Annotated in this window: 15 protein-coding genes; 4 read left to right on the top strand and 11 right to left on the bottom strand. The window is 55.7% G+C overall.

All coding sequences use genetic code 11. The features are described from left to right. Positions 1-112: 112 nt before the first annotated feature. Positions 113-808 carry a GIN domain-containing protein gene (locus tag INF32_RS03125; protein WP_226386955.1) on the bottom strand — a complete coding sequence of 232 codons (696 nt, stop codon included), beginning with the start codon at positions 806-808 and terminating at the stop codon, positions 113-115. A gap of 93 nt (positions 809-901) precedes the next feature. Between INF32_RS03125 and INF32_RS03120 the strand changes: the two genes are divergently transcribed. Beyond that, a complete protein-coding gene (locus INF32_RS03120; protein ID WP_226386954.1) occupies positions 902-4,102 on the top strand; it encodes a UvrD-helicase domain-containing protein in 3,201 nt (1,066 codons plus the stop codon). A 61-nt stretch (positions 4,103-4,163) separates the two neighbouring features. Here the strand turns inward: INF32_RS03120 and INF32_RS03115 are convergent, their stop codons facing one another. From INF32_RS03115 to rplM, 5 genes are all read right to left on the bottom strand, one after another. After that, positions 4,164-5,588, bottom strand: a complete 1,425-nt coding sequence (locus INF32_RS03115; protein ID WP_226386953.1) for a glycoside hydrolase family 28 protein — start codon at positions 5,586-5,588, stop codon at positions 4,164-4,166. Positions 5,589-5,696: 108 nt separating this feature from the next. Further along, on the bottom strand, positions 5,697-6,515 hold the full coding sequence (tsf, locus tag INF32_RS03110) for a translation elongation factor Ts (protein ID WP_226386952.1): 819 nt from the start codon (positions 6,513-6,515) through the stop codon (positions 5,697-5,699). A gap of 28 nt (positions 6,516-6,543) precedes the next feature. Beyond that, the gene (gene rpsB / locus INF32_RS03105) at positions 6,544-7,407 is read right to left on the bottom strand and encodes a 30S ribosomal protein S2 (RefSeq protein WP_226386951.1); all 864 of its coding nucleotides are present in this window, start codon (positions 7,405-7,407) and stop codon (positions 6,544-6,546) included. A 163-nt stretch (positions 7,408-7,570) separates the two neighbouring features. After that, positions 7,571-7,957, bottom strand: coding sequence for a 30S ribosomal protein S9 (gene rpsI, locus INF32_RS03100; protein WP_226388089.1), 387 nt, complete (start codon positions 7,955-7,957; stop codon positions 7,571-7,573). 5 nt (positions 7,958-7,962) lie between these two features. Then, entirely contained in the window at positions 7,963-8,418 is a 456-nt protein-coding gene (gene rplM, locus INF32_RS03095) for a 50S ribosomal protein L13 (protein WP_226386950.1), read from the bottom strand. A 219-nt stretch (positions 8,419-8,637) separates the two neighbouring features. Between rplM and INF32_RS03090 the strand changes: the two genes are divergently transcribed. After that, positions 8,638-9,942: an MATE family efflux transporter gene (locus INF32_RS03090; RefSeq protein WP_226386949.1), complete on the top strand. Its 1,305-nt coding sequence runs from the start codon at positions 8,638-8,640 to the stop codon at positions 9,940-9,942. Here INF32_RS03090 and era read toward each other — a convergent pair. Beyond that, entirely contained in the window at positions 9,930-10,811 is an 882-nt protein-coding gene (gene era, locus INF32_RS03085) for a GTPase Era (RefSeq protein ID WP_226386948.1), read from the bottom strand. The two genes, INF32_RS03090 and era, sit on opposite strands and share 13 nt — an antisense overlap. 148 nt (positions 10,812-10,959) lie before the next feature. Here era and INF32_RS03080 point away from each other — a divergent pair, with 148 nt between their 5' ends. Further along, on the top strand, positions 10,960-13,431 hold the full coding sequence (locus INF32_RS03080) for a TonB-dependent receptor domain-containing protein (protein WP_226386947.1): 2,472 nt from the start codon (positions 10,960-10,962) through the stop codon (positions 13,429-13,431). A gap of 15 nt (positions 13,432-13,446) precedes the next feature. Here INF32_RS03080 and INF32_RS03075 read toward each other — a convergent pair whose 3' ends face one another. Beyond that, entirely contained in the window at positions 13,447-14,388 is a 942-nt protein-coding gene (locus INF32_RS03075) for a DNA/RNA non-specific endonuclease (protein ID WP_226386946.1), read from the bottom strand. Between the two features lie 86 nt (positions 14,389-14,474). Between INF32_RS03075 and obgE the strand changes: the two genes are divergently transcribed. Further along, positions 14,475-15,476: a GTPase ObgE gene (gene obgE, locus INF32_RS03070; RefSeq protein WP_226386945.1), complete on the top strand. Its 1,002-nt coding sequence runs from the start codon at positions 14,475-14,477 to the stop codon at positions 15,474-15,476. Between the two features lie 2 nt (positions 15,477-15,478). Here the strand turns inward: obgE and INF32_RS03065 are convergent, their stop codons facing one another. Genes INF32_RS03065 through INF32_RS03055 form a run of 3 tightly spaced genes read right to left on the bottom strand, consistent with a single transcriptional unit; the run spans position 15,479 to position 19,577 of the window. Continuing rightward, a complete protein-coding gene (locus tag INF32_RS03065; RefSeq protein ID WP_226386944.1) occupies positions 15,479-16,330 on the bottom strand; it encodes a DUF5689 domain-containing protein in 852 nt (283 codons plus the stop codon). Next, complete coding sequence (locus INF32_RS03060) at positions 16,305-17,111, bottom strand: DUF5689 domain-containing protein (RefSeq protein WP_226386943.1); 807 nt, start codon at positions 17,109-17,111, stop codon at positions 16,305-16,307. The genes INF32_RS03065 and INF32_RS03060 overlap by 26 nt, the downstream gene beginning before the upstream one ends. A 3-nt stretch (positions 17,112-17,114) precedes the next feature. Further along, positions 17,115-19,577, bottom strand: coding sequence for a TonB-dependent receptor (locus INF32_RS03055; protein WP_226386942.1), 2,463 nt, complete (start codon positions 19,575-19,577; stop codon positions 17,115-17,117). Positions 19,578-19,619: the final 42 nt, after the last annotated feature.

Below are 19,619 nucleotides of genomic sequence, written 5' to 3'. Positions count from 1 at the left end.
CGGCTGGGAAACAAAATATACAGGGACGACAATCCGTCCCCGTACCTTGTATAAAGACTCTCAGCTACCTGCCCGATAAAACTTTCCATATTCCGCCTTCGAGCGGCAGTACCTACCTTTTTCCGTCTATGTCGTGTATATTGCCGCCCATCTTGGTGGAAAGCTTGACGATCTGCGGCTTCCCCGTATAGAACACGGTACCGCCCGTCCCTGTCTCGGCCACCAGACGCTCCATCGCATCCACATAGAGTTCCGAATTGGAGTACGCCTGCACGGTCACGCTCTGGGCATCCAGATTCCGGGCATCGGCCTTACTGCGAAGAGCCGCGCGCAGGGTGAAATACTTGGCATACCCATCCATCTGGGCTGCCGAATTTCCCGACAGCTTCAGGTCCAGGTCCTGGCACTTCACCGTAGCCGTCAGCTTGGCTCCGCCGGACAGGTCGATCGACATCATTCCTCCGGCAAGCGTATCCTGCGTCTTCACTTCCGCACCGTTGACCCGCAGATCGTCGAGCACACGATAGTGAATCACAACGACCGCACTGCCTTTGGGCGATACACCTCCCGGACGCAGTTTAACCGTCAGGACACTGTCCGTCACCCCCCACTCCAACTTGGTAATATCCGTATCTTTCAACTCGATGTTGATTCGATTCGTGTCCGAAGGAATCAGTTCGACAGCCAGTTTTCCGGTGAGACTCACAGTATTGAACCAGGAAACCTTGTCGCTCCGGATCGTCTGCTGGGCGAAAACCGCCCCGGCCGAACAGAGGATCGCTGCGACCGCTGCAAAAATCTTCTTCATACTCTCTTGTTTTAATCACCCCGAAGATACAAATTATTTGGCGAAATCCGCATATTTTCTCTAACTTTATCACTTCAATCTCCACGGGAAAAGATGGGAAGCGTCCAAATAGTAAAAGCCTCGGCAGGTTCCGGAAAAACCTACCGGCTTGCCTACGAGTATGTCCGAAGTGTAATCGAGGAGCCATATCTCTACCGGCATATCCTGGCCGTAACTTTCACCAACAAGGCAACGGAGGAGATGAAACAGCGCATCCTGAGCGAAATCAATCTCCTGGCCGAAGGCGAGACCTCTCCCTACCGGGACGACCTGCAACGCGAACTGGAGCTCACTCCCGTCCAGATACGTGAACGGGCCCACACGGCCCGCACCCGCATCCTGCATGATTACAGCCATTTCGCCATCCTTACGATCGACAAATTCTTCCAGCGCATCATCCGTTCTTTCATCAAGGAACTGGGGGTGGACCTGAATTTCAATCTGGAACTCCAGACCGACAACCTGCTGGGCAAAGCAGCCGACAATCTGATCGAGGATATTTCGGTGAACGACGCCCTGAAAAAATGGATCGTCGATTTCGTGGAGGAAAAGATACAGGAGAACAAGAAGTGGGACATCAAGACGGAGCTCGTACGCTTGGGGAAAGAGCTGTTCAAGGAGAATTACCGCGCACTGACCCGCCACGGGGAAAATGCGACGGCTTCGAAAGAGAAACTGGGTGAGATCGTCCGCAAAGCCACCTCCCAGGCCCATGCCGTCGCGGACCGGATGCGGCGTATGGCACGACAGGCACTCGAAATCATCGGAGAGGGTGGTCTTGACCCGACCGACTTCGCCTCGGGACGGACCGGATTCACCAGTTACTTCGTCAAAACGGCCGCGGGGACGATCGGCCCCTACGGCAAGCGGGTGGCGGACGCACTCGGTGCGGATGAAAAATGGTATGCGAAAACCTCTCCGCACAAGGCGGATATCATCGCGCTGATCCCCAGGCTGAGACCTTTGCTGGAAGAACTTTGCCGCCTGTGGGACGAAAACGCCCGTTTTCTCTCCAGTTGCGGTCTGCTCCGGGAGAACTACCGGAACTTCGCTCTTCTCGCCGATCTGTCGGAAAAGATCGCAGAACTGTGCAACAAGGAAAACATCATGCCCATTTCGGAAACAAATACGATCCTGCACAAACTGATCGCCGGAAACGACACTCCGTTTATTTTCGAAAAGGCCGGCAACCATTTTTCCCGCTTCATGATCGACGAATTCCAGGATACCTCGGCCATGCAATGGGAAAATTTCGTCCCTCTGCTCCAAAATGCCGTCTCCCAGTCCGACGCCTCTCCCGTTTTGTTGGTGGGCGATGTCAAGCAGTCCATCTACCGCTGGCGGGGCGGTGACTGGCAGATACTGGCACAGGATATAGACCGGCAGTTCGGCTCGGTATCCCGGTACGATCTGACCACGAATTACCGAAGTCTGCGCAGCATCGTGGAGTTCAACAACCGGATCGTCGAAGGTTGCGTCACACTCGACAACGACCGGCTCGACGCCTTGTTGGACGAAGCTGGGGAAAAAGGTGTCATTCCCGTGAAGTGCCACAACCGACTGTCCGGCATGCTTCGCAAAGCGTATGCGGGTCACGCGCAAAAACCCCGGGACAAAGCATGGAAGGGATATATCACTCTCACCCAATACAGACACGATGAAAACGAGGATACGGAAACGTTTCCGCCCGTCATCGGACGGATCGAAGAACTGCAGGCCCGGGGATATGCACCCAGCGATATCGCCATTCTGGTACGCTACAATGCCGAAGGCGTAAAAATCGCCAACCTGCTGCTCGACTACAAGAGCCGCCACCCGAATTCACCGTACAGCTATAATGTCGTCACGGCCGAAGCGCTTACGATCGGAGCAGCCCCTGTAGCCGGATTCATCGTCGCCTGCCTGAGGCTGGCCGTCAATCCGGACGATGCGATCCGACAGGCAGTCTATCGGCGTTGGCTTAACCTGCCCTTCAGTCATCCTCTTCCTGCTGAGGAGGCGGAATTTCTCCGGTCGCTGCGCATCCGGTCTCCGCAGGAGGCATTCGAAAAAATCCTGATCCGTTACAGGCTGGCCGAAAAAAGGGAGGACATCGCCTACATCCAGGCGCTGCACGAACAGATGATCGCTTTCAGCACCTCCACGATCGCCGATCTGCCCCTGTTTCTCAAATGGTGGGACGACACCGGGGCCTCCCAATCGGTCCACATGCCCCAAAGCCGTTCGGCCATAACGATCATCACGGTCCACAAAGCCAAAGGATTGCAATACAAAGCCGTTCTGATCCCCTACTGCAACTGGGAGATGAACCCCAAAAGCCGGACGATCCTGTGGGCCGACTGTGCCGGTACACCTTTCGAAGCCGCCGGACGAATTCCGGTCGGGTTCAAAAAAGAGATGGGAGAGTCGTTTTTCGCGGAAGAATATTTCAACGAAATGGTCCTGTCCCACATCGATAACATCAACACATTTTACGTAGCTACGACCCGGGCCGAAGAGGAACTTCATATCATGATGCCCGAAGCGAAAAAAAATCCGTCCCTAAGCGGTTCGAAAAAAATCAGCGCACTGATTCTGGATTCGATCGCCCTGTCGGGAGAGACCGCATCGCTGGGCGACCTGTCCGGAAAGGTATCCAACACGGAGGCTGGCACCCGAATCGAGTTCGGCACACCGATCGTACATACAGACAACATACGGACGGAACAGCACTCGGCAGCCCGGTATCCCTCCCGGGAAACGGAAGCAAAAGTCCGCCTGCGAATGCCCATGCAGCGCTACCTCGGAGAAGAAGGAGAGATTCCGCCCCTCTCCCCGCGCAACTACGGCATCCTGATGCACCGTATTTTCGAAAAGGCAGGAACGGAACAAGACATCGAAACGGAATTGAAAAACATGCTCGACAACGGTACATTGACCGCCGCCGAAGCCACCACGCTAAAGGAAACCATCGAACAGGCCTTCCATAACGAAATCGTCCGCAGATGGTTCGACTCTTCCTGGGAAACCGTTCGCAACGAGAACGAGATTATCGTTCCGGGAACGCCGTTCCCCCGGCGTCCGGACCGGGTCATGATCCGGGGAAAAGAAGCCGTCGTCGTGGATTACAAATTCGGATTGCTGCGCAGCGCTGCCCATAAACGCCAGATCAGAAGCTATATGCACCTTCTGCGATCAATGGGCTACAACGACATAAGGGGATACATATGGTATGTCTCTCTGGAAGACGTAGAACAAATTTCCGAAGAGGAATAGAAGCGGTCCGACACTACGGTTTTTCTTTCGGGCTAACGGTCCCGGCACCATTCAGACACTTCTATTTTGCGCTCCCTCCGATCGAGATATTCTTTTCCCGGACATTCTCTGCATTCTTATAAACACGCGGTTCCCCGGTTACCTTTCCTACCACCACGTTCTCGATCTCCACATCGCGGATCGGCAGCCGGGCATCCCCCAACAGCCTGAACGGCACGGCACACTCCCCCAAGCGAATATTCCGGACATGGATGCCTTCGATCCTCGTCAGGACCTCCTCATACGTAGGCACCAGATCGCGCCACTGGTACAACACATCGGTATCAATCCCCAAAACGCCGTACCGGGTACTGTTGGCCGTAATATTTTCCAACCAGACATTCTCCACGTATCCGCCGCGCCGGACATTGGTTTTGATAAACATCAGATTTTGGGGACGGTCATCCGGCTCGTTTTCGAATACGCAGTCATGCACGTAAACATTGCGGATGCCTCCCGAAAGTTCGCTTCCGATCGCCACCAACTGATGTCCGTTACGCATCGTACAATGACGCATCACCAGATTCTCTGTAGGCGTATTCAGCCGGCGGCCGTCCCGGTCGGCCCCCGATTTGATTGCGATCGCATCGTCTCCCTGATCGAATATGCAGTGTTCTATCAACACGTTCCGGCTCATCTCCGGATCGACTCCGTCATTGTTGTGTCCATGAGCCCGGATATCCACCCGTCGCACGACCGCACCATCGCACAGAAGCAAATGGATCGTCCAGAAAGGACTGTTCCGAATCTTCACATCTTCCACCAACACCCGCCTGCAACGGTTGAACTGCAGGAAGTGTGGGCGCATATTATTCTCCCCCCGCGCCATCTGGCGTCGTTCCACGGGAACACCCTCGGCCGCCATCGTATAGAGTTCTTTCAATGCCGCCATATGGGCCGCCGGCCGGGTGAACCATTTCGCCCAGACGTCCATGACCGGAGAGAGGGTTCCCCGGCCCGTCACGGCGACATCGGTACATTCAAACGCATAAATCAGCGGGGAGTAATTATAGCACTCCATGCCTTCCCAACTGGAGCGGACGGCGGGCAGATAACTCTCCGGATCGCCCTTGAACACAAGGGTTGCCCCCTCTTCTATATGCAGATCGACATAGCTTTTCAGATGTACCGGCCCGGTCAGCCACCGGCCGGCCGGAACGACGACACGTCCACCTCCGGCCTCGTGACAGGCTGCGACAGCATCGGCTATCGCCCGTGTGCAATCGGCAGAACCGCCTTCTTGGGCCCCGTATGCAGTAATCACAAAATCCGAATCGGGAAAAACTGGCACTTCCAGCAAAGGCATATCGAACGGAGCCTCCACCCGGATCGTATCCACGGAAACGGCACACCTTTTCATCTTCTGTCCCTCCCGGGATACTTCCGCAACGACTTGATTCGTACCGATCAAAGCCGCGAACACCATTCCAACCCAAGACAATCGCATACTTTTCCTTTTTCAAAAATTTAAGTAAAAATAAAAAATTCCTGCACATAAAAAAAGTTCCGCACCGAAAAAGTGCGGAACCTTCTTGGTATATAAAAGTTTCTGAACTTAGTCGTTCAACGAAAAACGCTTGTAAGCGACTACCGTTGCGTCGGATACGGCGGCCTTGATATAGGCACCCACGTTCTGTTTCGGGTTCTTGACGAAAGCCTGTTCCAGCAACGTCGATTCGGCGAAGAACTTGTTCAGTTTGCCTTCGGCGATCTTGTCCAGCATAGCCTCCGGCTTACCGTCCAGGCGAGCCTGTTCGCGACCGATATGGCGTTCCTTCTCGATCACGTCGGCAGGACAGTCCTCGCGGCTGATCGACACGGGGGCCATCGCCGTAGCCTGCATGGCCACATCGTGGGCAACCTCTTCGGGAACCTCCTTGTTAAAACCGACCAAAGCCCCCAACTTCTTGTTCATATGCACATATGCGGCAACCATAGGGGCCTCGATCTTCCCATAAAAAGGCAGCTCCACCTTCTCTCCGGTCTGTCCCGATTTTTCGGTAACGGCATCGGCCACAGTCACATCCCCCATTTTCAAGGCGAGCAGCGCATCCATGTCAGCGGCATCATTCGCCACGGCCACCTCCAGAATAGCCTCGGCCGAAGCACCGAACTCGGCATTTTTAGCGACAAAATCGGTTTCACAAGCCAGACAGAGCATATAGGCTTTCTGACCCACCACCTTGGCAACGACCACACCTTCCGTAGCAGAACGGTCGGCACGCTTGCTGGCGACCAGTTTACCTTTCTCACGAATAATCTCCTGGGCCCGGTCGTAATCGCCATTGGCCTCCATCAGCGCCTTTTTGCAGTCCATCATACCGGCTCCGGTCATCTTGCGGAGCTTGGCAACATCTGCAACTTTAATTTCCATCGTTATTCCTTTCTTTAATGTTATCGGATTATTCGGCTGCCGTTTCCGCAGCGGGTTCTGCCACTTCAGCCACAGCCTCTTCGGCTTTGGGTGCCTCGGCTGCAACCTCAGCCTCCACATTGGCCTTCACGGCCTTGCGGATACGGGGTTTGGCTTCTTTCTCCTCCTTTGCAGGAGCCTCGGCAGCTTCTTTCTCCTTCTCGAGCTTACGCTCGGTCAGACCCTCTGCGATAGCTGCGGTTACAGCCTCCAGAATCACAGCGATGGATTTGGTCGCATCGTCGTTTGCAGGGATGACATAATCAATGTCGGTTGGATCACAACAAGTATCAACCATTGCAAAGACGGGAATGTTCAACCGCTTGGCCTCCTTCACGGCATTGGCCTCCTTCTGCACGTCCACGACGAACAGGGCGGCGGGCAGACGGGTCAGGTCGGCGATGGAACCGAGGTTTTTCTCCAGTTTGGCACGCTGACGTGCGATCTGGAGCTTTTCACGTTTCGAAAAATTGTCGAAAGTACCGTCGTTGGTCATCTTGTCGATGGTAGCCATTTTCTTGACGGCCTTCCGTATAGTGGGGAAGTTTGTAAGCATACCGCCCGGCCAACGCTCCGTAACGTACGGCATGTTGACAGCGGCGACCGTTTCGGCGACCACATCCTTCGCCTGCTTCTTGGTAGCCACGAAAAGTACGCGGCGACCCGATTTGGCAATCTGTTTGAGGGCTGCGGCAGCCTCATCGACCTTCACAACGGTCTTGTGCAGGTCGATGATGTGAATCCCGTTCTTCTCCATAAAGATATAGGGAGCCATCTTGGGATTCCATTTTCTTTTGAGGTGGCCGAAATGAACGCCGGCCTCCAGTAATTGATTAAAATCAGTTCTCGGCATTGTGAGTTGTTTTCTTTTGTTCTGTTTTTAATTCTCTTTGCATCAACCGAAGCGGTAGTGTCCTTGACAATCCCTCCGGTTTTCCGCGGAACGGCAATCGTGAGGTAGCGCCCTCGGGGCAGTCCCCTCGATTTGCACCGGTTCCGTGCAGTCGTCGGACGTATTAACGCTTGCTGAACTGGAACTTTCTGCGGGCTCCGGGCTGACCGGGTTTCTTACGCTCAACCTCGCGCGGGTCACGAGTCATGAACCCGTTCTTCTTGAGCACCGGACGAACCTCGGCATCGATCTCGCAGAGGGCGCGTGCAATACCCAGGCGGGCAGCTTCGGCCTGTCCCTTGATGCCACCGCCATCGAGCGTGATGGTGATGTCATAATTTTCCGTGGCATTCAGCACCAGCAGGGGCTGCTTTACCACGTACTGGAAAATTTCCAGCGGGAAGTAGGTTTCCAGAGGCTTCTGGTTGATCGTAATGCTACCTTTACCGGGTTTTACATAGACGCGTGCCACAGCAGCTTTTCTTCGGCCAACGGCATTTACAACTTCCATACTCATTACTTAATCTCGTTTAATTTGATTGTTTTGGGGTTCTGAGCGGCGTGAGGATGCTCGGCGCCGGCATAAACCTTCAGATTCCGCAGAACGGCCGCACCCAGACGATTCTTGGGCAGCATGCCTTTCACGGCCTTCTCAATAACGAATTCGGGCTTTCTCTTCAGATAGTCCGCAGGGGTGGCAAAGCGCTGTCCTCCCGGATAGCCCGTATGCCGTACATAGACCTTTTCGGTCATCTTGTTGCCGGTCAGTTTCACCTTGTCGGCATTGATAACGATCACGTTATCGCCGCAGTCGACATTGGGAGTGAAACTCGGCTTGTTCTTGCCGCGCAGGATTTTGGCCACCTGAGAAGCAAGACGTCCCAATACCTCGCCGTTGGCGTCGATCAGCACCCACTCTTTGGTGACGGTCGCTGCGTTGGCGGAGATTGTCTTGTAGCTTAATGACTCCACTGTGTTTTACGTTTAAAATTAATACTTGTTATGAATGTGATCCAATACCCGTATTATAACGGGCCTGCAAAGATAGGCAAATTATTTGAAATACCACTCATATCCCAGCAAAAACCCTTGAATAATTCATCTTTTCCACCCCGTCCACAGAGGTTTCCGCCGGGGAGGGGAACGACCTTTCGCATTTTTCGCCTATCTTTGCGCCCAGAATCCGGCACCATGAACAAACGCATTCTGAATCTGGCCATCCCCAACGTCATTTCCAACATCTCCATTCCGCTGCTGGGGATGATCGACCTGGCCATCGCCGGACGCATGGAGAGCAGCGCCGCCATCGGCGCGCTGGCGATCGGGACGGCCATCTTCAATTTCATCTACTGGAACTGCGCCTTCATCCGCATGGGAACCAGCGGACTGACAGCCCAGGCTCTCGGAGCCCGCAACCTCGCCGAATGTACCCACATCCTGACCCGCTCTGCCGCCGTCGCTCTGGGCATGGGGTTGTTGCTGCTGGTCTTCCAAAAATGGGTCGGAAACCTCTCCCTCGGCCTGATGCACGGCAGCGAAACCGTGCAGGCCATGGCCGCCGAATATTTCTTCGCCCGCATCTGGGCCGCACCCGCCACCGTATCGCTCTACGCCATCCACGGCTGGTTCATCGGCATGCAGAACTCAAAGCTCCCGATGGCGGTTTCCATCGCCATCAACGTCATCAACGTCGTATTCAGCCTTTGGTTCGTCTATGGGTACGATATGGGTGTAGCCGGCATCGCATGGGGCACGGTCGTGGCCCAATACGGCGGCCTGCTTCTTTCCTGGGGCCTCTGGGCGGTCTACTACCGCCGGTTCGCCCGGTTCACCGATCTGCGCCGCAGCCTGAAGATCAAACCGATGCTTAAATTCTTCGACATCAACAAGGACATTTTCCTGCGGACGGCCTGCATCGTGGCCGTATATACCTTCTTCACATCGGCCTCATCCGGCATGGGCGACACGCTACTGGCGGTCAATACGCTGCTGATGCAACTCTTCACCCTGTTCAGCTACATGTCGGACGGTCTGGCCTACGCGGCCGAATCACTGGTCGGAAAATTCGTCGGAGCCCGCAATACAACTGCCCTGCGACACTGTATCCGTAACCTGTTCTACTGGAGCCTCGGCGTCGCACTGGCCTACGTGGCGATCTACATGGCCGGCTGGCGCGGCATCCTCTCCCTGTTCACCAACTCGCAGGAGGTCATCGAAAGCGCCGGACGCTACGTCGTGTGGGTCGTACTGGTTCCGCTCACGGGCTTCGCACCGTTCCTGATGGACGGTATCCTGCTCGGAGCCACTCGCACACGCATCCTGCGCAACGCCATGTTCCTGTCGCTGGCCGTCTTTTTCGGGGTCTATTACGGATTGGCCGGACCGTGGGGCAACAATGCCCTTTGGCTCGCCTTCATCCTTTTCATGGTCTCTCGGGGAGCGATCCAGTGGTGGATGACCGACCGGCTGCGGATTCTGTACGCCTATTCTTCGTAACCGAAACGTTTCAACTGCCGTTCGTCGTTGCGCCAGTTATCGTTCACTTTGACGAACAGTTGCAGAAACACTTTCTTCCCCAGAAACTTCTCCAGTTCTTCACGGGCCTGCGTACCCACCTTCTTGAGCATCGCCCCCTTGTGCCCGATCAGAATGCCTTTCTGCGACTCCCGGGCCACATAGACCGTAGCGGCGATCCGGTCGATTCCGGGCTCTTCCTTGTATTCGTCGATGGCGATCTCCACACTGTACGGAATCTCCTTCTCATAATTGAGAAATATCTTCTCACGGATGATCTCCGAGGCGAAAAAGCGCAAGGTCTTGTCCGTCAGCGTATCTTTCGGATAGTACGGCTCCCCTTCGGGCAGATCTTTCACGATCAGATCGAACAGCCCTCCGATATTGAAATTGTTGAGTGCGGAAACCGGAACGATCTCCGCCCCGGGCAGCCGGTGTTTCCACTCGTCCACCAGCCTTTCGAGGCCCTCGGGCGTCGTGAGGTCGATCTTGTTGATTACCACGATCGTCTTGATTCCGCTGTGGCCGATCTTCTCGACGATTTCACCGGAAGCCTCGTCGCACCTCTCCACGGTATCGGTCACATACAGAATGATGTCGGCGTCGCGTAAGGCCCCCGTCACGAACTTCATCATGGACTCCTGAAGTCTGTAATGGGGCTTGAGAATGCCGGGCGTATCGGAATAGACGATCTGGAAATCCTCTCCGTTTACGATTCCCATAATCCGGTGGCGCGTGGTCTGGGCCTTCGACGTGATAATCGAAAGACGCTCCCCGACCAGTGCGTTCATCAGGGTGGATTTTCCCACGTTGGGATTCCCTATGATATTGACAAAACCAGCTTTATGCATAACATTCCATGTTTTAGGGACAAATATACTACATTATCGGTCGCGCATCGCACCGGATCGTTTTTTTAAGATCATAATTCTCCGTTATTGGGAATATTTGCCTATCTTGGGACGCTTTTTATTATACTATAACCCAATAACGACACCGATGTTCTTCAAGCGACGCTTCGCACCATTTTTCCTTTCCTGCTTCACCCTGCTGGCAGCACTCGGATCGACGGCACAGACCGTCACGCACACCGTCACCGGCCGAATCGTCGATTCGCTCTCCGGCAAAGGCATCGAATACGCCACCATCGCCGTAACGGACGACAGTTCCCGCGTGGTGACCGCAGCCGCAGCCGACGCAGCGGGACGCTTCACCCTCACCGTCAAACGGGACGGGACCTTCCTGCTCACCGCCCAATCGCTGGGCTATACGCCCGTAACACGCAACATCACGCTTCCGGCCGACAAAACGAAGATCGACGCCGGCGTTTTCCGCCTGGTACAGGGAGTGGCGATCGACGAAGTCACGGTAGCCGTCCAAAAACCCCTCATCAAAAGCGATGCCGATAAGATCACTTACAGCGTGGAGGCCGATCCGGAAGCCACTACCAGCACGCTGGCGGACATTCTCAGGAAAGTTCCGCAAATCAGCGTCGATGCCGAAAACAACGTGAGACTGAACGGACAGACCAATTTCAAGGTGCTGGTCAACGGCAAGAATTCGCCGATGTTTTCCAACAATCTCAGCGACGTCATCAGCAGCATGCCCGCCGGAACGATCAAGGACATTCAGGTCATCACCAATCCTTCCACCAAATACGAAGCGGAGGGAGCCGCCGGCATCATCAATATCATCACCACGAAAAAAACGACCAACGGTTTCAGCGGCAGCGTGGGAGCCGGCATCTCCTCCTTCAACAGCTACTCCGGCAACGCCTTCATCTCGGCCCAGATCGGCAAACTGAACTTTTCGGCCCGCTATATGGCCGGACGCCACGGCACCCCGGAGACCACGAACCGGATAGAGACCGACTACTTTCTTCCCGACCCGGGACGGTCGCTGGTGGCAGGCAACGGCGAAGGCTACCGCTTCATGCAGAATCTCGGTATCGAGGCCAGCTATGAAATCGACACGCTGAACCTGCTGACGCTCTCCGTCTCCGGATTCGACGGAAAGCACCGGAACAATTCGTTTTCGGATACCCGGTACTGGGACGGAAACGGCGACATCATCCGACAGTACACCAACGACAACCGGTCGAAAAACGGATTCAGCAGCATCTCCGCCAGTCTCGACTACCAGCACACCTTCCGCAAGCCGGAACACACGCTGACCATCTCCTATCTGCTGAACACCAACCCCAACAGGACCGATTACACCAACGACATCGAGGGGATCGTGGATTACCAGACCTATCAGGAATCCTCCCGAGACCGGGCTTCGCTGAACGAACACACCGTACAGGTCGACTACTACAATCCGATCACGGAGAAACACCAGATCGAAACGGGCGTCAAATACATCGTCCGGCTGAACGACAACAATTCCGACATTCTCCGCATGTACGACGAGGCGACGGGATGGCAGCCCTACGACGACGGCAACAACAACCTCGATTACACGCAGCATATTTTCGGACTATACGGCGGTTACCTTTTCAAACTGAAAAAGTTCAGCGCGAAAGCGGGTTTCCGACTGGAAGGGACCATCAACGACGGTATGGCCAAAACGTCCGACGGCCCGCTGAAATTCGACAACAGACAGTTCGACGTCATTCCCTATGTGAATCTCTCATACGCAATCAAACCTTCGCAATCGCTCCGGGTCTCCTATACGCAACGGCTGCAACGCCCGGACATCCGGCAGCTGAATCCATACGTGAACGAAAGCGACCCGATGAATATCCGTTACGGAAACCCGAACCTCGAAGCGGTCATTTCTCACTCCTTTTCGGCCAACTACTCGATTTTCAACACATCGTGGAACCTGTTTCTCGGCGTGAACGGTTCGTTTTCCAACAACACGATCTCCGAGATCAAGGAGGTGCTCGACGAAGGGGTAACGGCCACCACCTACGAAAATATCGGACGCCGGCAGATGTACGGTATCAACGGTTCCTACTCCTATCGGCTGCAGACGAGGCTCAACGTCTTCGTCAATGCCAACCTGAATTATTCGGTGATCGAGTCGAAATCCCGCGATCTGAGTAACGAGGGATTCAATTGGGGCGGTTTTCTCGGCATCGGCGTGGGTCTGTGGAAAGACGCCAATTTCCGGGCCAACGCAGGAATGTTCTCGATGCCCGTCTCCCTCCAGGGACGCAACTCGTCCTTCTATTTCACGGGAGTCAGCCTGATACAGAAACTGTTCAAGAAGAAACTGGACGTCACGCTCAGTATGCAAGAACCGTTCAACAAATTCAGGAAGTTCGACAACCGCACAGAGGACAGTTCGATCCGACAGTACAGCGAATTCCGCATGCAGTCGAGACGCATCAGCTTCGGAGTCAACTACCGCTTCGGCAAGTTGAACACGCGGGTCAAGAAAACATCGCGCGGCATCAAGAACGACGACAGGATCGACACAGGGTCCCAACAGGAGCAGGCGGCCTCTTCGTCAGGAGGTATGTAGTACGAGGGAAAACCTTTATCCGGCGATTCGCCAGAACGAGCGGTCCGCTCCGGCCTCGATCCGATTTTCGATACTGTCGGGCAGCGACGGAAAGAAATCGTACCCCGTGAGATTTTCGATTTCATCCACCGGCACCTGATAGTCGGAATAGCCTCCCGGAATTTCCGTACGGTTGGGAATCAGAAACCCGGCACAGCGGTACTGTCCGCCGCAACGAACCAACAGGACCTTGAAAAAATGTCCGGGAACTCCCACCCCGCCCTTTATACGGTCGATTCCCGAGGTAAGAACTCCTCCCGTCACCACATAGACCGTATCGAACGAGACGGCCCAGCGCCGTACCTGTTCCTCCAGTTTTTTCCATATCCGGCGATTGAGCGCAGGACGCTGGGGGGAAATGTTCGAGAGATAAAACGTCGCCGCATTCTCCCGGCTGTCGTCGTCCCGGTCGGCCGAAGGGAGCAGATGTCCCCGGTCATATCCGCTGCGGGTGTAATCGGAAGCGACGGCCGTAGGCCAACCGCGTTCCTTCACCTTCGGATCGGGAACGAAGCGATTCGACCGCTCCGTTCCCTTATATTCCGCCTCCCTGCGGGTAAGACGGTAGGCGACCCAGGCGGCCTGGCGGTAGAGCGTGTCGTAAAGCATGGCATAGCGCCCTTCGGCATCTTCCAGAAAAAAGGTGGAGTCCTCCACAGTCGGAAGTTCCAACCGACCCGGCACGTTTGTTGCCCGTGCTATGACAGTCGGCCCGGATGTCCGGAGGGAACGTCCACTTCCACCCTCCTTCTTGTCGTAGCTGGCGGTCTGCCCGGCCACAGAGGAAACCGCATGTTTCGCCGCAGCGCCGGGAAGCGGCATCTTCCGACGGGAGAACCAGCCCAGCAGCAGAATGACGAGTATGAGCAACAGAACAATCCGCCAGGCATCCTTTCGGGAGATCTTTCTCTTCTTCATATACAGGGGAGAGTTGGATTGACAAAGGTAAAAAATTTACTACCTTTGTAAGCCGAATGCATGGAAATAAAATTATACAGGAGACTATGGCCTCATCCAACTTTGTCGATTACGTGAAAATTTTCTGTCGGTCCGGAAACGGCGGAGCCGGTTCCGCCCATTTCCGGCGTGAAAAATTCGTCGCTTTCGGAGGGCCCGACGGCGGCGACGGCGGTACGGGAGGCAGCATCATTCTCCGGGGCAACAAACAGTTCTGGACGCTGATCCATCTCAAATACCAACGACATCTGTTCGCCGAGAACGGCGAAGGAGGATCGGGTGCCCGCAGCAGCGGTAAAGACGGCAAGAGCATCGTCGTGGACGTTCCGCTGGGCACCGTGGCCCGCGATGCGGACACGGGAGAAATCGTCTGCGAGGTGACCGAAGACGGAGAGCAGGCCGTCCTGCTCAAAGGCGGCCGCGGGGGATTGGGCAACTGGCATTTCAAAAGCGCCACCAACCAGGCACCGCGCTATGCCCAACCGGGCGAGGAGGGACGAGAGGGTTCATTCATTCTGGAGCTGAAAATCCTGGCGGACGTCGGCCTGGTCGGTTTTCCCAATGCGGGCAAATCCACTCTGCTGTCGGTGGTATCGGCCGCCAAGCCCAAAATCGCCGACTATGCCTTCACCACGCTGGAACCTAACCTGGGCATCGTCGAGTACCGGGGATACAAATCGTTCGTCATGGCCGACATCCCCGGCATCATCGAAGGGGCACATGAAGGGAAAGGCATCGGCACCCGGTTCCTGCGCCATATCGAGCGCAACTCGATTCTTCTGTTCATGATTGCGGCCGATTCGTCCGACATCCGGAAAGATTACGACATTCTGCTGGGCGAACTGGCCCAGTACAACCCGGAACTGCTGGACAAACAACGCCTGCTGGCCATTACGAAAAGCGACATGCTGGACGAACAGATGATGCGCGAAATGGAACACGAACTCCCGGCAGGGATTCCCTCGCTGTTCATCTCGTCGGTCAGCGGCTACAATATACAGAAACTGAAAGACATGCTCTGGGAGGCCCTGCAAAAGGAGAACGCCTGACCCTACCGCACTGTCACCTCGAACCGGGGCGACCACAGCACGGCATAGGCGTCATTGCCCATTCTCAACTGGTATTTTCCGTTGAAATATTCCAGGATGCCCTCGATATAACCGCTTCCTTCGGGAAGTTTCGAGCCTGCGAAATCGGCATAGCGGCCGGTACGCACCGCAAGCGTATCTCCTCTCCGGTCTACCAGATGCCGATCGGTATCCGTACCGTTTTCCGTCCAGAACGCACCGACCTCCTCGTCGACAAACTGCACCTCTTCGAAACCGACCAGCCGCCCCAGCCAGTAAGAAGAAAGCCCCGATATGGTCAGCGTATCGTCCGGCAGCACCTCCTGCAGGGGCTCGTCCTCTTTCTGTATCCGCCAGGGAAGCTCCTCCACCCCGATGGCGTCCATATCGTATAGTGTACTCCCCTCTTTCGGTTTCGCTCCCAAACGGACCATTCCTCCGTCAGCCGCCAGCATCAACCCGTTGCAATGGACCGTAACGACCGAACCTCGGGGATAGGACCGGAACAACTCCCTGCTGTCCGCACGAATCTCGATATTCGCCGTTCCGTCCCCCACGACCAGCATTTTATAGAAATTCCCCGAGAAATCGTTTTCGATCACACGGCCCCGGATGGAAATCTCTTCGGCGACATTCTTCGGCGCTCCACCGTACAGCGATTTGAGGTAATCCACCGAAACGACACCCGTGACAGGAGGTTCCGAACCGCCTCCGCCCGAATCCCCTCCGTCCGCACCGTTCCCACCGCCGTTCTCCTCATAGGTCAGATGCGGTCCTCCCGAACAGGCGGCCGCCAGCGCCAGCGCCAGACTAATCACGACTTGTTTCCACATCATTCTCTTCTCTGAATTTCAACATATAACAATCATTTCCAAACCTTTTGCCCCGAAAGAGAATCCCCGTTACGGAGAGCTTCCCTTCGGGTACCGCATGGTCCGCAAAAGAGGCATACCCGCTGGTCTCCACGTAAATCGAATCGCCGGCCGCATCCCTGAAACAGCGATACCCGGTCTGAGGAGTTCCGACGGAGGAAAGGCCTCCGCCCCAACTCTCTCCCGGCGTATCGGCCGTAAGGTTTTCGATCCGCACCAGCCGTCCGCAAAGATCACAGGAAAGACCGGACAAACCGACCGGAAGCGGATCGGGTGCACGGATGACGCTGTCTCTGGAGATATAACGGTCCATCACCAACCGGTGTCCGAAATACCCGATCTGCCACGACGATCCCGCAGGAGCGGCCAATCCCAACTGCATCACCTCCCGGTCGGCACCCAGCGTCAGCCCCTCGGCACGAACGACGACCCGCTGTCCCTCGTGATAGATGTTGTGCAGATCGTAGAGCCCTGCCCGTATTTCCACGGCTCCGGTTTCGTCCTCGATAAGGAACGTACGGTAAAAATTGCGGGAACGATCGGTCGCCGTCACATATCCGGCTACCACGATATTCCGGTTTACCCGGAGCGGTTTCCCCTTGTAGAACCCTCTCAGATCGCCGATCCGCAAATTGGGCAGCGTACGGTCACCGTCGTTCTCCTCCGGACCGATTTCCAATTTATCGTACCCGCAGGCCCCCAATAGCATCGCCGAAACCGCTATGAACCAATACTTCAACCTCATCGTCTAAAATTTATAACCGACCGAAGCATAATACGTCCGCCCGTAAGCGTACAAGTAACGCGACACGAAAGGCTGATAGCTACGGTTCGTCACCGTTCCGGTTTTCAGAATCCGCATGGGCTCATACGCACTGTACACCATATCATTACGACCAAGCAAATTGTCTATCGAAGCCATGCAGGTCAGCGTATGCCGCCCGATCCGGAAACTCTTCCACACGAACAGATTGACCGAAGCCGCGGAAGGCAGCCGTTCCTGACCGGCAAAGGCGGCGAACATTTCGGGCGAAGTGCATACCGCCAGCACACGAGGCATCCGGCGCAGGGGATTGGGAGCGACATAACGGTCGCCCATCCAGCTAACAGAAAGTGTGGCAAGCCAACCGCGGGCCCCATTATAATGAAGCCGGGCACATGCCACTCGCTGGGGGGAATCTCCGATCCGGTAATCCGAAAGCAGGCTCCGGCCGCCGGTCACCACATCGCTATGGTCCGCATCGGCCACTACCTGCACGAGAGGATCGGAATCGTAACGGTATTCTCCGGCCGAAGCCGCAAGATTCAGGTAAAGACGGGAGGCGAGCCGGACCTCGGCACCCAATTCGACCCCATAGAACAGTTTATCCATCCCGCTCAGACTCATATCGCAGAACTGAGAGGTCAGATCGTCGTAATAGCGGTAAACGTCCGTTTCCCGACGGGTTTTCGTATAGAAACCCGTCAGCTTCAGTCGCACGGCCGGCAAAGTCAACCGGTACGAAAACTCCCCGCCCGATATTCCCATCGTCGTCGGATCGGACACCGTATGGTTGTTGTACATCGGGGAGAGAAATACCCGGTCGGCCGCCGGGGCCTGCTCCGCCGCCATCAGCACCAGATCGACCCCGTGTCGCGGGGAGAAAGAGTATCCCGCAGAGAGTTTGACCGTATAACAGGAAAAGCCGAGCCGGCGTGAATCCCCGAAAGAAGCCTCTCCCGGATAAAGTTCCTTCTCGTAACGTCCCGTACGATAAAAGCGTTCCGAAGTCACCTCCGCACCCGCTCCGAGCCGAAACCGGCGATCACGGTAGGCTACACGAGCCGCAACCTCGTAACGGGAGAGGTGCAAGTCGTAACAATATCCGAAACGCTGACCGCGGGTCACTCTCCGCCCCGGCGTCCGCACATCGTTCATGCGCTGATCACCGTAAAACTCGTCGTCGATCAGATGCTGGTCCACATCTTCGAACCAGCCCGCCCCGAGCAGATCGGCCGCCTCCTTGAAATTCAGCGTATGGTCACGCCTCAGCCGGAGCACGACCGCGGCGGAAAGCCGGTCGCTGAAACGTCGGGTCAGCACGGCAGCCATCTGCAGGTTGCGTCTCCGTTCCACCCGATCCTCCAGCACATACGTGGCCGGACCGTGCGCCGCCTTGTTCTGATAGACCATTTCGTCCCAGTTCAACTGCGTATAACGGCTGTCCCCGGCCAGCCATCGCTCCTCGACCAGTTCGCCGATCCCCCGGTCGGAATAGAATCCGGGCATCCCCCGGTAATAATCGGGATAGGGGTTCTGCGCATCGAACCAGCTGAGACCGCTGTAACTGCTGCGTCCCGTGAGCGAGGCCAGCGACACGTCGAGTTCCATCCTCCCGTCCGGTCTCCAACGGTAGACGAGCATCGCCAAAGGCTGCAGGCTTTTCCTCACTCTCGAATTGAATTCCTCTCCTTCGTAATAACCCCAGGAGGGGTTGTAGAGGCGGTTTCCCGTCAGGGAGAAACACTCCTGTGCCGCCGCCGACCGCAACCCCTGCGATCCGGGGGCCACCAATCCGAACAGTGACAGGGAATGACGGTTCTTCCATCTCTTTTCCAAAGCGGCAGAGAGCATCGTCTCATCGGTAAAGACACCCCGGATATGTCCGTCGCGGCCCCAGCGCCGCATCACGGCCACGGAATAAAACCATCCTACCGGAGAAAGGGCCCCGACACTGGCTGCTTTCACCCCCAGACGGTAGCGTCTGTCCGAAGAGAAGACGGCGGCAGAAGTGCCGGTACGCACCTCGGAGGGAACGACCGAACAGAGCGCGGTGCCGCACAGCGCACCCGGGCTTTCCTCCCCCACCGCCATACCGGAAACATAACTTTCCATGCAGTTGGTCCGACGCACCGCCCCCAGTACATGATAGTTCATCCGTCCCGAAAGCGGTTCGAAGAGGTCGATTCCGTTCAGGAAACAGGCATCGGAAGTAAAATCATAACCCCTGCGCCGGTAACGGACAGCGGAAAACTCGAAAGTTGCCGTGCGCGAAAAAACATCGTACGATCCCTCCAACGGAATATCGAACAGGGAAGGATCGAACCTGATGGGAGAGACATATTCCCCGTCCCTGAATCCGCCGTACTCCCCGTCGGAAGTCATCGGCTGGCCAAACAACACACCCGATGCGCCCGAAAAGAGTATCAGCAAACCGTCACGGAGTTTCAAAACGCAGGAATTTTGCTATATTACATATCAATTTATATTTCG

The sequence above is a fragment of the Gallalistipes aquisgranensis genome (genome assembly GCF_014982715.1).
Taxonomy (GTDB): domain Bacteria; phylum Bacteroidota; class Bacteroidia; order Bacteroidales; family Rikenellaceae; genus Gallalistipes; species Gallalistipes aquisgranensis.
The sequence above is the reverse complement of the archived record's forward strand: the minus strand, read 5'-3'. Positions and strand labels throughout refer to the sequence as shown.

Excerpts from the sequence above, each read along its gene's own strand:
- INF32_RS03065 (WP_226386944.1), bottom strand. The coding sequence starts at position 16,330 with ATGATGTGGAAACAAGTCGTGATTAGTCTGGCGCTGGCGCTGGCGGCC.
- obgE (WP_226386945.1), top strand. The coding sequence starts at position 14,475 with ATGGCCTCATCCAACTTTGTCGATTACGTGAAAATTTTCTGTCGGTCC.
- rpsI (WP_226388089.1), bottom strand. The coding sequence starts at position 7,957 with ATGGAAGTTGTAAATGCCGTTGGCCGAAGAAAAGCTGCTGTGGCACGC.
- INF32_RS03115 (WP_226386953.1), bottom strand. The coding sequence starts at position 5,588 with ATGCGATTGTCTTGGGTTGGAATGGTGTTCGCGGCTTTGATCGGTACG.
- rpsB (WP_226386951.1), bottom strand. The coding sequence starts at position 7,407 with ATGCCGAGAACTGATTTTAATCAATTACTGGAGGCCGGCGTTCATTTC.
- INF32_RS03120 (WP_226386954.1), top strand. The coding sequence starts at position 902 with ATGGGAAGCGTCCAAATAGTAAAAGCCTCGGCAGGTTCCGGAAAAACC.
- tsf (WP_226386952.1), bottom strand. The coding sequence starts at position 6,515 with ATGGAAATTAAAGTTGCAGATGTTGCCAAGCTCCGCAAGATGACCGGA.
- INF32_RS03125 (WP_226386955.1), bottom strand. The coding sequence starts at position 808 with ATGAAGAAGATTTTTGCAGCGGTCGCAGCGATCCTCTGTTCGGCCGGG.
- INF32_RS03075 (WP_226386946.1), bottom strand. The coding sequence starts at position 14,388 with ATGAAGAAGAGAAAGATCTCCCGAAAGGATGCCTGGCGGATTGTTCTG.
- INF32_RS03080 (WP_226386947.1), top strand. The coding sequence starts at position 10,960 with ATGTTCTTCAAGCGACGCTTCGCACCATTTTTCCTTTCCTGCTTCACC.
- INF32_RS03090 (WP_226386949.1), top strand. The coding sequence starts at position 8,638 with ATGAACAAACGCATTCTGAATCTGGCCATCCCCAACGTCATTTCCAAC.
- era (WP_226386948.1), bottom strand. The coding sequence starts at position 10,811 with ATGCATAAAGCTGGTTTTGTCAATATCATAGGGAATCCCAACGTGGGA.
- INF32_RS03060 (WP_226386943.1), bottom strand. The coding sequence starts at position 17,111 with ATGAGGTTGAAGTATTGGTTCATAGCGGTTTCGGCGATGCTATTGGGG.